7 protein-coding genes are annotated in these 13,215 nt (G+C 69.3%); all 7 read left to right on the forward strand.

Annotated elements, in window-relative coordinates:
* Positions 1-321 precede the first annotated feature (321 nt).
* The 7 genes from AOQ37_RS07900 to AOQ37_RS07930 all read left to right on the forward strand — a co-directional run bounded on the left by AOQ37_RS07900 (position 322) and on the right by AOQ37_RS07930 (position 12,910).
* Entirely contained in the window at positions 322-1,839 is a 1,518-nt protein-coding gene (locus AOQ37_RS07900; protein ID WP_062642647.1) for an alpha-N-arabinofuranosidase, read from the forward strand.
* Between the two features lie 397 nt (positions 1,840-2,236).
* A complete protein-coding gene (locus tag AOQ37_RS07905; protein WP_062642649.1) occupies positions 2,237-3,766 on the forward strand; it encodes a glycosyl hydrolase family 28 protein in 1,530 nt (509 codons plus the stop codon).
* The gene (locus AOQ37_RS07910; protein WP_062642651.1) at positions 3,763-7,119 is read left to right on the forward strand and encodes an alginate lyase family protein; all 3,357 of its coding nucleotides are present in this window, start codon (positions 3,763-3,765) and stop codon (positions 7,117-7,119) included. Before AOQ37_RS07905 ends, AOQ37_RS07910 begins: the two co-directional genes overlap by 4 nt.
* A gap of 17 nt (positions 7,120-7,136) precedes the next feature.
* A complete protein-coding gene (locus AOQ37_RS07915) occupies positions 7,137-8,390 on the forward strand; it encodes an alginate lyase family protein (protein ID WP_062642653.1) in 1,254 nt (417 codons plus the stop codon).
* Between the two features lie 39 nt (positions 8,391-8,429).
* Positions 8,430-10,907, forward strand: coding sequence for an alpha-L-arabinofuranosidase family protein (locus tag AOQ37_RS07920; RefSeq protein WP_062642655.1), 2,478 nt, complete (start codon positions 8,430-8,432; stop codon positions 10,905-10,907).
* Between the two features lie 2 nt (positions 10,908-10,909).
* Entirely contained in the window at positions 10,910-11,911 is a 1,002-nt protein-coding gene (locus AOQ37_RS07925) for a LacI family DNA-binding transcriptional regulator (protein ID WP_078890074.1), read from the forward strand.
* Between the two features lie 51 nt (positions 11,912-11,962).
* Positions 11,963-12,910 (forward strand): glycoside hydrolase family protein, encoded by a 948-nt coding sequence (locus tag AOQ37_RS07930; RefSeq protein ID WP_107085139.1) that lies wholly within the window; start codon positions 11,963-11,965, stop codon positions 12,908-12,910.
* The last annotated feature ends 305 nt before the right edge of the window (positions 12,911-13,215 follow it).

Raw genomic sequence — 13,215 nt, forward strand, 5'->3', positions numbered from 1 at the left:
CGGGCCCGAGGGCGGTGTCAAGGGGTCTGAACGCCCGGTAGTCGCCGGGTCGGTTCGCACGCCGAAGTCCGTCGACAAAACCTTGCCGCAACACTCTTGACGCATCCGGCGTCGTGGTGGCAGCTTCGTTGTATCGCTACATTTGTATCGCTACAAGAAACCGGTTGTTAACCGTTCATGACGTCTCGACCGAGGCCGTCCAATGGATGAGGTCCGCCGCACCACTCCCGCGTGCTCTCCGCAACCCAGCGTTCCGCAATTCAGCGCCCCGCGCCCCTCGCACACCCCTCATGACCAACCCATTCACGCAGGAGTACGTCCGTGCCCAACGCCACCGCGGTCATCAACCTCGACATCGAGGGCCCGACGATCAGCCGCCATCTCTACGGCCACTTCGCCGAGCACCTCGGCCGCTGCATCTACGGCGGCTTCTGGGTCGGGGAGGACTCGCCGATACCCAACGAAGGAGGCATCCGTCTCGACGTCGTAGACGCCCTGCGGGCCCTGAACATCCCCAATCTGCGCTGGCCCGGCGGCTGTTTCGCCGACGAGTACCACTGGCGCGACGGCATCGGGCCCAGGGACCAGCGGCCCAGCATGGTGAACACGCACTGGGGCGACGTGGAGGAGAACAACCACTTCGGCACCCACGAGTTCATGGCCCTGTGTGAACTCCTCGGCACCGAGCCCTACATCAGCGGCAACGTCGGCTCCGGCACCGTCCAGGAGATGAGCGAGTGGGTCGAGTACCTGACCCGTGACGGCGACAGTCCCATGGTGCGGCTGCGCAAGGCCAACGGCCGCGAAGAGCCCTGGCGCGTGAAGTACTGGGGCATCGGCAACGAGACCTGGGGCTGCGGCGGCAACATGCGCGCCGAGTACTCCGCCGACCTGGCCCGGCAGTACGCCACGTACTGCCGCGACCACGGTGACAACAAGCTCTACCGCATCGCCTCGGGTGCCTCCGACGACGACTACAAGTGGACCGAGACGCTGATGCAGCAGATCAGCTGCTTCGGCTGCGAGGCCACTCCGAAGAACTTCTTCCAGGGCCTGTCCGTGCACTACTACACGATGGCCGGCCCCTGGGAGGCGAAGGGCAGCTCCACCGTCTTCGACACCGACGACTACTACCGCACGATGGCCGCGGCCCGGAGGATCGACCGTATCCTCACCGGCCACTCCACGGTCATGGATGTCTACGACCCCGGCCGCACGGTCGGTCTGGTCCTGGACGAGTGGGGCACGTGGTGGGACGTCGAGCCCGGCACCAATCCCGGGTTCCTGTTCCAGCAGAACAGCCTGCGCGACGCGCTTGTCGCCTCCACCCACTTCGACATCTTCCACAAGCACGCAGCACGCCTGCACATGGCCAACATCGCCCAGACCGTCAACGTCCTGCAGGCGATGATCCTCACCGACGGCGACGCCCTCGTCCTGACCCCGACCTACCACGTGTTCGAGATGAACAAGGGCCACCAGGACGCCACTTCGCTCTCCGTGCACCTGACCGGCGACGAGACCCGACGCACGGTCGGGGACACCGCACTGGACACGCTGTCCGCCTCCGCCAGCGTCAAGGACGGGGCTGTGCTGATCTCGTTGTCCAACCTCGATGCCGAGGAACCTGTCGAGCTGACGCTCGACCTGCGCGGCGGCTCCCTCGGAGAGCCGGTCGCCCGTCTGCTGACGGCCGACAAGCTCCAGGCGCACAACACCCCCCAGGACCTGGCGGCGGTGGCTCCGCGTCCGTTCGACGCCCTGACCGTCACCGACCGGGGCCTGACGCTCACGCTGCCGCCCCACTCCTTCCTCACCGTCCAGGTTCCGCTGGACTGACCTGCCCTTCGTGGCTCTCCGTGCGGGGCAAGACCGGGCCTCGCGGAGTGCCGGGGTCGGCAGCCCGCGGCCGACGACGTGCGGTCGTCGCTCGCTCGGCCGAGCCGGTCGTTCTCTGAGCGGTGTCGGTCGCCAAGCCGAATGGGCGGCGCTCTCAGCCGAGTCGGCGGCATTCCCCGCGGAGTCGGTCGCCCCTCAAGCCCGATCGGCTGCTTCCTCAGCCGAATCGGCGGGGTGACCCGCCGGCCCCGCCCCCACATTCCAGACTCCCCCCACGCGGCTTCACCACCGGGACACCCAGCCGGGGTCCCTCCCACTGGGACTCACCAGGGCTTGCACAACGCCCCTCCCGAGTGGCCTCCCCGTAGTTCTCACCCGCACCCGCAAGGAGTCACGTATGTCTTCCTCCCTGTCCCGCCGTACCGCTCTCCAGGCAGCCGGTGCCACGGCTCTCGCCGTCGGACTCACCAACCTGACGGCCGCGTCGGCCCGGGCCGACGAGTCGGCCGACACCCCCGCGCCCCAGCTCGTCACCTACCCGATTCCGTCCGGTGTGGCGACGCAGGCCAGCTTCAAGGTGCGCGTGCGCACCGCGCCCGACGGCGAGTGGCAGACCCTCTCCTGCTACGCGCCGGGCACGAAGGAGATCAACCCCACCACCGGCTCCGGCAAGGTCTGGGGCTCGTCGATGGTGTACTTCGACTTCTGCGGCCCGGTCGAGCTGGAGATCACCTATCTCAAGGGCGGCACCACCAAGGCGAGAGTGCGCCCGGACGCCCTTGGCATCACGCCCGAACTCCTCGGCGACACCCTGCGATTCACGCTCGACGAGCCGAAGGACGTCGTCGTCCAGATCAACGACGAGATCTTCGACTGTCTGCACGTCATCACCAACCGCATAGAGAAGCACGCCCCGGCCGCCGACGACCCGGACGTCCTCTACTACGGCCCCGGCCTGCACACCGTCACGGGCAACGTCCTCACCGTCCCCGGCGGCAAGACCGTCTACCTGGCCGGCGGCGCCGTCCTGAAGGCGGAGATCGACGTCAAGGGCGTCGAGCAGGTGACCGTCAAGGGGCGCGGTCTGCTGCTGGCCCCGACCTCCACGGTCGGCGGCGTGCACATCGAGCGCAGCAGGAACTGCCGGGTCGAGGACATCATCCTGTTCGGGGCCGGCGTGTTCCTCGGGGAGGCGGAGCACGTCCGTGTCAAGAAGGGACGGGTGTTCACGTGGGGAGCCTGGGGTGACGGCTTCACCATGTACTGCTCCAAGAACGTCACCTTCGACGGCTGCTTCGGGCGCACCTCCGACGACGGCTTCTCCATCTACACGCACCGCAACGACTTCTACGGCGACACCCGCAACATCACCATCAAGAACTGCACCCTGTGGGCGGACGTCGCTCACGCGATCCAGGTCGGCACGCACGGCAACTCCGACGCCCCCGAGATGATCGAGAACCTGGTCATCAGGAACGTCGACATCCTCGACCACCGCGAGCCCCAGATGAACTACCAGGGCTGCATCTCCCTCAACGCCGGCGACTCCAACCTGATCAAGAACGTGCGCGTCGAGGACGTCCGGATCGAGGACTTCCGCTGGGGCCAGGTCCTCAACATGCGGGTCATGTACAACACGAAGTACAACACCTCGGTCGGCCGCGGCATCGAGGACGTCTACATCAAGAACCTCACCTACACCGGCACCCACGCCAACCCGTCGCTGTTCCTCGGCTACGACGCCGACCACGCCGTCAAGAACGTCACCTTCGAGAACCTCGTGGTCAACGGCGTGGTCATCGCCGACACGATGCGCAAGCCGACCTGGTACTACACCACCGACACCGTGCAGTGGTACGCCAACGAGCACGTGGTCAACATGAAGTTCCTGACCACCGCCCAGGCCGAGGCGGCCGCCGCGTCATGATCACTCCCGCCACGAGCCGCCGGGGTTTCCTCGGCGGCACCGTGGCCCTGCTGGCGGCGTCGGGTGCGAGCGGACTGCTCGCGCCCGGCACCGCACGGGCCGCGACACAGAACGACAACCGCGCCAGAGCTTTCACCCACCCCGGGCTCCTGCACACCGCTGACGACCTCGCCCGGATGAAGGCAGCGGTCGCGGCGAAGGAATCTCCGGTGCACGACGGCTACCTCGCCTTCGCCGCCCACGCCCGCTCCCAGCCGACGTACCCCATCCAGAACACGGGCCAGATCACCTCCTGGGGCCGCGGCCCCGCCAACTTCCAGAACCAGGCCGTCGCCGACTCGGCCGCCGCCTACCAGAACGCCCTCATGTGGGCCGTCACCGGGAACCGTGCCAACGCAGACAGGGCCCGCGACATCCTCAACGCCTGGTCGGCGTCCCTGACCATGATCACCGGGGCCGACGGGCCGCTCGGCGCCGGACTGCAGGCCTTCAAGTTCGCCAACGCGGCCGAACTGCTTCGCCACACCGGCTACGACGGCTGGGCGGACGCGGACATCGCCCGCTGCGAGCGGTCCTTCCTCGACGTCTGGTATCCGGCGGTGTCCGGTTACATGCTCTACGCCAACGGCAACTGGGATCTGACGGCACTTCAGACGATCCTGGCCATCGGTGTGTTCTGCGAGGAGCCCGTCCTCTTCGAGGACGCGCTGCGCTTCGCCGCGGCCGGTGCCGGAAACGGCAGCATCGCCCACCGCATCGTCACCGACGCGGGCCAGGGCCAGGAGTCCGGACGCGACCAGGGCCACGAGCAGCTCGCTGTCGGCCTGATGGGCGACGCCGCGCAGGTTGCCTGGAACCAGGGCGTCGACCTGTGGGGTTTCGACGGCGACCGCCTGCTCGCCAACGCCGAGTACGCCGCCCGCTACAACCTCGGCGGCGACGTCCCCTTCACCCCCGACCTCGACCGCACCGGCAAGTACATCAAGACGGCCGTGTCGGCGACCGCGCGCGGCAACGTGCCCCCGGTCTACGAGATGTACCTCGCCCACTACGCGGGCGTCCGCGGCCTCGACACCCCGTACACGAAGGCGGCGGTCTTTCGCGGTACCGGTGGCACCCGGGTCGTCGAGGGCAGCAACGACGACCTGCCCAGCTGGGGCACCTTCACCTATGCGGGCACGCAGGCTCCCTCCCCGAAGGTGCCGACGGCTCCCGCGGGCGTCACCGTGGTGGGCGGCGACCAGGCCGTCACCGTGAGCTGGCTCCCGTCGGCGTGGGCGAGCACATACACCCTCCGACGGGCCGCCCACCCGGACGGCCCGTACGAGGAGATCGCCACCGGCCTCGACAAGCCGGCGCACACAGACGGCGGCACGCGCCGGGGCCGGACGTACTACTACACAGTCACCGCCACCAACTTCCAGGGATCCAGCAGCGATTCAAGCCCCGTTTCCGTCACTGCCGGACTTCCCGATCCCTGGTCAACGAAGGACCTCGGCGATGTGAGGATTCCCGGCTCCGCTGCCTTCGACGGAGAGCGGTTCGTGCTGGAGGCGTCCGGCACCGCCGACACCTACCGCTTCGTCCATCTGCCGCTGCGTGGCGACGGCACAGTCACCGCACGGATCGTGTGGCCGCTGAGCTCGCAGTACTCCAAGATCGGCGTCAGCCTCCGGGCCTCCCTCGACGCGGACGCGGCGCACGCCGCCATGCTCATCCAGGGGCTGCCGCTGCACACCTGGAGCGGGGTGTTCTCGGTGCGGCCTTCCACCGGAGCCGACGTCTCCGGCACCGGTAGCACGACCGTGCCGCCTTCCCAGCAGAAGGCGATCACTTCATCCGCTGCCTTTCCGATCTCCGACCTCGGCGCCCTGCCCGAGTCGGCCACCCCGCTTCAGGCGCCGCACGTCGAAGGCGCCGGCGACGGTTACCGGCTGCGGGCTCCGTACTGGGTGCGCATGACCCGCCGGAGCCGCCGCTGCACCGGGGCGATCTCCCCGGACGGCGTCCGCTGGACCCAAGTCGGCACCACCGAGGTCGAGTTGGGACACACCGTGTACGCGGGACTCGTCCTCACCTCCTGTCTCGGCGTCGACGAGGAGTACGCCGAGACAGGCACCGGCGCCTTCGACAACGTCAGTGTCACCTCGGCGTCCGGCGAGGTCTGGTCCGTGCCCAAGCCCGCCCGCACGGCAGGCGACCTGCGGGCCGTCCCCGCCGCTGACGCCGTCGAGCTGGCCTGGACCGACCCGGATCCCTCCGCCCGGTACAGGGTGCTGCGGGCGGCAGACGCCGATGGCCCCTACCGGATGATCGCCACCGGCATCGGCCCGGTCGGCTTCGGCACCCGCATCCGGTATGCGGACGCCATCGGCACACCCGGCACGACGTACCACTACGTCGTCAAGAAGACGAACAGTGGCGGGCGCGGCCCGCGTTCGGAGCCCGCCTCCGCGCAGATGCCGACGCCCACCGTGCCCCAACTCACCTCCACGACCGCCGCGTTCGCAAACCAGGGCGTCGAGTTCCGGCATCTGCTCCGAGCCTCGCACGAGCCTGTACGGTTCACCGCGGGCGGGCTGCCGGACGGCCTTCGGATCGACGAGCGCACGGGCCTGATCCACGGAACTCCCGACGGAACCGGCGAGTTCACCGTCACTACGACCGCGGGCAACGGAGCGGGCGACGGGACAGACACGCTCACCCTCAGGGTCGGCACACCCCCGTCCGCCCCCTGGACGTACGGCGACCTCGGCGACAGCGTCCTCGACGACCGGGAGTTCGGGACCCTCGGTGTCGTGGCGATCCGTACGCCGGGCAGCACCTCGTACACCGACGGGACTTTCACCGTACGGGGAGCCGGGACCGACCTGACCGTCAATAACCAGGGAATGACAGGGCAGTTCGTACGGCAGCCCGTCACCGGTGACTGTGAGGTCACCGCCCGGCTGGTCTCCCGTACCGGCGTCACCGCCGACCAGGTGGGGCTCCTGATGGCCAAGTCCCTGTCGCCGTTCGACCAGGCGGCCGGGGCGATCGTCACCGGCGGCACCAGGGCCCAGCTCATGCTGCGCGCCACCGTCGCCGGAAGATCGACCTTCACGGGCAATGGCGCGGCCACTGCCCCCTGCCTGCTGCGGCTGAAGCGCGCCGGGACCGCCTTCACCGCCTACGCCTCCACCGATGACGGCGTCACCTGGACCCCCCTCGCCTCGGGAGAGATCCCCGGCTTCGGTGGCGCCCCCTACTACGTGGGTCTGGTGGTCTGCTCCCGCAGCCCCCTGGCCCTCGGCACCGCTCAGTTCGATCAAGTAAGCATCACCCCCGACCAGAGCCGTTCGGACCCCACTTGATTGGAGATCCACCTCCGATGAGCCGCAACGATCTTCCCCCCACCACCCCCTCGTCCCCCCGCACCGGGCCGAGCCGACGGAGCCTGCTGCGTGCCGCCGGCGGGCTCACGCTCGCCGGGGCGCTCGGCGCCGCCTCCGCACCGGCCGTCGGCGCCGCGCCGACCGTCTGGAACCACCCCGGCGGGATCCACCACCCCGGCGACATCAACCGCGCCAAGGTCAAGGTGGCCGCGGGCGTCGACCCGTGGTACGCGACCTGGCAGGTGCTGACCGCCAACGCCCACTCCGCGTCCACGTGGACGGCCAACCCCCAGGCCACCGTCATCCGCGGCGGCACCGGCCAGAACTACCCGATCCTCTACAACGACATCGCCGCCGCCTACCAGAACACCCTGCGCTGGCTGATCACCGGCGACACGGCCCACGCCGACTGCGCGGCGGCCATCTGCAACGCCTGGTCGAGCACCCTGACCGAGCTCACCGGCACCACGGACGCCTGCCTCGCCGCCGGCATCTACGGCTGGCAGTTCGCCAACGTGGGCGAACTGCTGCGCGACTACAGCGGGTTCGACCTCGCGGCCTTCCAGCAGATGATGCTGAACGTCTTCTACCCGTGGAACCACGGCTTCCTGCGGGACCACAACTTCACCTGCATCACCCACTACTGGGCCAACTGGGACCTGTGCAACGTGGCCTCCGTCATGGCCATCGGCATCCTCTGCGAGGACGGCGACAAGTTCGACGAGGCCGTCACCTACTTCCAGAGCGGCGCGGGCAACGGCGCCATCGGCAAAGCCGTCCCGTTCCTGTACACCGACGACGACGGCTACGCGCTGGGCCAGTGGCAGGAGTCCGGCCGCGACCAGGCCCACAGCATCATGGGCATGGGGCAGATGGGCGCCATCTGCGAGATGGCCTACAACCAGGGCGTCGACCTGTACGGCTATGACGACGACAGGTTCTTCAAGGCGGCCCAGTACGTCGCCAAGTACAACATCGGCCTGGACGTGCCCTACACCACCTACAGCTGGGGCAGCGGCACCAACTGCGCGTACAACGAGCAGACCGCGATCTCCGACGCCTCCCGTGGGCAGATCCGCCCGCTGTGGGCGATGCTCCACTACCACTACAACCGGATCAAGGGCCTCGACGACAAGTACATCGCGGCCATGTGCGATCTCGTCGGCACCGAGGGCGGCGGCGGCAACTACGGCACCACCAGCGGCGGCTACGACCAGCTCGGCTTCGGCACGCTGATGTATCCGAAGTAGCCGCCGCCGACGTAACGAGATCAAGGAGAGTTGACGATCATGAGTACATCCGGCCGCCCCGTCGAGACGGTCGTGGAGGTGGACACCCGGTCCCTGGGCACCCCCATCTCGCCCGACCTGTTCGGGGCGTTCTTCGAGGACCTCAACTACGCGGCGGACGGCGGGCTCTACGCCGAACTCGTGCAGAACAGGTCCTTCGAGTACGGCCTCGCCGACCACCCCGACTGGCACGCCCTCACCGCGTGGGAGCTGCTGGAACGGAACGGGGCGGCCGGATGGCTCACGGTCTCCACCGACGATCCGCTGCACCCGGCCAACCCGCACTACGCGGTGCTGACCAGTACCACCTTCGCCGGCGCGGGCCTGCGCAACGAGGGTTTCGACGGGATCCCCGTCCGGGCGGGGGAGACCTACGACGTCAGTGTCTTCGCCCGCCTGGCCGACGGCACCGCGGACCGGATGATGGCCCGCATCGAGAGCCGGGACGGTGAACACGTCTACGGACAGGCGAGGTTGGGGCCGATCCACGGCTCCTGGAAGCGGTGCGCGGCGGTCATCACCTGCGCGGTGACCGACCCCGACGCACGGTTCGCGCTCACGACCCTGGGAACCGGCACCGTCCACCTGGACCTGGTCTCGCTCTTCCCGCAGGCCACGTTCAAGGGCCGGCCTAACGGTCTGCGCGCCGACCTGGCGCAGGCGATAGCCGACCTGAAGCCCAAGTTCCTGCGTTTCCCAGGCGGTTGCCTCGCCCACGGTCAGGGGCTCGGCAACATGTACCGCTGGTCAGAGACCGTCGGGCCGCTGCACGAGCGCCGCCAGCAGTCCAACATCTGGCACTACCACCAGTCGATGGGCCTGGGCTACTACGAGTACTTCCAGTTCTGCGAGGACATCGGCGCCAAACCGCTGCCGGTCGTCCCCGCCGCCGTCTGCTGCCAGAACAGCGAGGGCACCGGTCAAGTCGGCCTCCCGGACGAGGAGATGCCCGCCTATATCGCCGAGGTGCTCGCCCTGGTGGAGTGGGCCAACGGCCCCGCCGACTCGCACTGGGGTGCCGTGCGGGCTGCGGCCGGGCACCCCGAGCCGTTCGGTCTGGAGTACCTGGGCGTCGGCAACGAGGACGCCCTCACCGACACCTTCCGCGACCGCTTCTCCCGCATCCATGACGCCCTGCACGAGCACCACCTCGAGATCACGGTCATCGGCACCCTCGGCCCGTCCACCTTCGGGGAGGACTGGGAGAAGGGCTGGGCGTTCGCCCGCGAGAGGAGCGTCCCCGTCGTCGACGAGCACGCCTACAAGTCGCCGCGCTGGCTGCTGGAGAACACCCGCCGTTTCGACACGATGGACCGCGAGGGCCCGCACCTGTACATCGGTGAGTACGGCAGCCGGCGCAACAACGGCCGCAGCGCGATCGCTGAAGCGGCCTACATGATCGCCATGGAGCGCAACGGAGACGTCGTCCGGCTCGCCTCGTACGCCCCGCTGCTCGCCAAACGCGACCACACCCAGTGGCTGCCCGATCTGATCTACTTCGACAACACGCACGTCTGGCCCACCCTCAACTACCACGTCCAGCACATGCATTCGCTGAACTCGGGCGACGCCGCCCTGCCCGTCACGGTCACCGGCACACCCCAGGAGCCGACCGCTCCGGAGAGCCCGCGACACACCCTCCACATCGGAACCGGTGCCGACACCCGCGCCGAGTTCACCGACGTGTCCAGCAGTCCCCTGAGTGGCTCAGCAACCCGGGAGTTCGGCAACTGGCAAGCGGAGTCCGGCATATGGGAGCCGTTCGGCCAAAGCGGTGTCCGGCAGACGGCGAGCGGAACGGGTGCCGAGCTGGTGCTGCCGGACGCGGTGGACGGACCGTCGTACACCTTCTCCGTGCGGGCCCGGAAGACGGACGGCGCCGAGGGCTTCGTGCTGGGCTTCGCCGGGACGTCGCCCGGCAACCGGTGCCAGTGGACGCTCGGCGGCTGGGGGAACCGGTCGACGTGGCTCCAGCGCGTCGACGACGGAATACTGGACGACCTCAGTGAGCGCGTGCCCGCGGGCGTCGAGACCGGCCGTTGGTACGACCTGCGGGTCGAGGTGGACGGCCGGCGCATCCGGTGCTTCCGGGACGGGGAGCTGGTCCACGACGACGAGGACGTGCGGTCGGATCCGGAGGTCTTCGCCGTCTCCGCCGTGTGCGACAGCGCCACCGGCGACGTGATCGTCAAGATCGCGAACGCCACGCCGGATCCTGTGCCGGTCCGGCTGCGGCCGGTCGGGGTGGACGGCGACGCCGGCTTCGCGCGCACCACTCTCACCGTCCCGCCGGACGCCACCAGCCGGTTCGGGCCCGCCCCGGCCGTGCCCGTCGAGGACCGGCTGACCGGGACGGTCTGCGAGGTCCCGCCCCACTCCTTCACCGTGCTGCGCACCCGTGGGGGAAGTACGCGGGGCACCGGCGAGGAGGCCGGGCATAGCATGCGAGTGGGTTCCGAGAGCGCAGAACAGGGGTGAGCGTGGCGACGATCCAGGACGTGGCGAAGGCGGCCGGAGTCTCACCGATGACCGTCTCGAACGTCATCAACGACCACCCGAACGTCCGCCCCTCGACCCGGGAGAAGGTCATGGAGGCGATGGTCAGGCTCGACTACCGGGTCAACGTCGCCGCCCGCAACCTGCGCAAGGGCCGCACCGGGGTCATCGGGCTCGCCGTCCCCGAGGTGAACAGCGCCTACTACGGCCTGCTGGCCGCCACCATCATCACCGCCGCCGAGCGCAGGGGCCTGAGGGTGAGTGTCGAGCAGACCGCCTCCCGGGAGAACGAACTGGACGCACTGTCCCTCTCGCGCAACCGGCTCTACGACGGGCTCATCCTCAGCGCCGCCGGTCTCGAACAGGCCGACGCGGAGCGGCTGAGGGTGGACCACCCGGTGGTTATTCTCGGTGACCGGATCTTCGGCGGGCCGGTGGACCATGTCGCCATGCCCAACTTCGACGCCTCCCGGGAGGCCACCCGGCACCTGATCGAACGGGGCTGCTGTCGCATCGCGATCCTGTGCGGGGCCGCGGACGAAGTGGACACCTCCAGTCTCCGTCTCACGGGCTACCGGCAGGCGCTCCAGGACGCGGGCCTGCCGTCGGACCCCGCCCTGATCCAGCAGGTGGACCGGCTCGGCATGCGCGAGGGCGCTGAGAGAGCCCGGGAGATGGCGGAGAGCGGGCTCGACTTCGACGGTGTGTTCTGCGTGACCGACTCCCTGGCCATGGGCGTGCTGCGGGGCCTGGCCGACGTCGGGACGCGGGTGCCCGACCAGGTGAAGGTGATCGGCTTCGACAATGTCATGGAGAGCGAGTTCCTGATTCCCTCCCTCTCCACCGTCGACCCGGACCACGACGGTATGGCCGAGCGGGCGGTCGACCTCCTGATCAGGCGCATCGAACAGACCGAGCCCCCGACCGGGCACCAGGACGTCGTCGGTGACTTCTCCCTGGTGATCCGGGAGTCCACGGGCGGCTGAACCCGCCCCGCGTCCAAGCCGCACGAGTCAAGCACGAACAACGGAGACCCTGTGATCCCCGCCGCCGACGCCCCTTTCTTCCGCGACCCCGTGCACGACGGAGCCGCCGACCCCGTGGCGATATGGAACCGCCACGCCGGTGAGTGGTGGCTCGTCTACACCAACCGCCGCCCGACCGCCCCCGGCCCCGGCGTCACCTGGGTGCACGGCACCGACCTGGGCGTGGCCGCGTCTGCGGACGGAGGCCGCACCTGGACCTACCGGGGCACCCTCACCGGGCTGGAAACCGAGTGGGGGAGGAACACCTTCTGGGCACCGGAGATCATCTGGCACGACGGGCTCCACCACATGTACGTCAGTTACCTCCGTGGCGTACCCGACTCCTGGACCGGTGCCGCCCGCATCCGCCACTACACCAGTCCCGACATGCTGGACTGGACCCACCACGGCGACCTGGACCTCGGCTCTGACCGGGTCATCGACGCGTGCGTGTACCCGTTGCCGGACGGTGGCTGGCGGATGTGGTTCAAGGACGAGTCGCGGGGCTCGCTCACCTATGCTGCCGACAGCCCCGACCTGTACCACTGGCGGGCCACCGGCCTGGTGGTCGGCCATCGCCCGCACGAGGGGCCCAACGTCTTCGAACTCGGCGGTTACTACTGGATGCTCGTCGACGAGTGGCGGGGACAGGGCGTGTTGCGCTCGGACGACCTGACCACCTGGGAACACCAGGGACTGATCCTGGACAAGCCGGGCAGCCGCCCCGACGACGGCACCATCGGCCTGCACGCCGACGTGGTCGTCCAGGGGGAGACGGCCTACATCTTCTACTTCACGCACCCCGGCCGCGTCGGCCCCCTCACCGACGACGACGGCACCTACGCCACCCGCCGCTCCTCGCTCCAGGTCGCCGCCGCACGGGTCGTCGACGGCACGCTGCGCTGCGACCGCGACGAGCCCGTCCGGCTCGATCTGTCGCCGGGCGCCCCGGCGACCTGAGCCGCGTGTCGTGGTTGGCCCAACTGCCGCGGAAGCCGAGCGCACCCGTCTGGGGAGCTTGACCCGGTCCAGCGGGTCCTGTGCAGGTCAGTGGCCCGGCTCCACCACGGCGAGAGCAGTTGGCCGCGGTCCTGAGCGCGGGTGTCCTCGCGGGCGATGAAGCAGCCGTACCGGTGTGGTCGGTCCAGGTGCGCGTCGTTGATCTCCGGGAACTCTCCGGCGACGGGCTGACCAATCCTTCCGTGGCCCGTCCGGCATGACGGGCGGGCCAGCCAGCGACCGGCTGGTCGTTGTGGCGGGGCGAG

Origin of the sequence: Streptomyces maremycinicus (assembly GCF_001184025.1) — a bacterium.
GTDB classification, from domain to species: domain Bacteria; phylum Actinomycetota; class Actinomycetes; order Streptomycetales; family Streptomycetaceae; genus Streptomyces; species Streptomyces maremycinicus.

Coding starts and splice junctions, on each gene's coding strand:
- AOQ37_RS07905 (WP_062642649.1), top strand. CDS start 2,237: ATGTCTTCCTCCCTGTCCCGCCGTACCGCTCTCCAGGCAGCCGGTGCC.
- AOQ37_RS07910 (WP_062642651.1), top strand. CDS start 3,763: ATGATCACTCCCGCCACGAGCCGCCGGGGTTTCCTCGGCGGCACCGTG.
- AOQ37_RS07915 (WP_062642653.1), top strand. CDS start 7,137: ATGAGCCGCAACGATCTTCCCCCCACCACCCCCTCGTCCCCCCGCACC.
- AOQ37_RS07920 (WP_062642655.1), top strand. CDS start 8,430: ATGAGTACATCCGGCCGCCCCGTCGAGACGGTCGTGGAGGTGGACACC.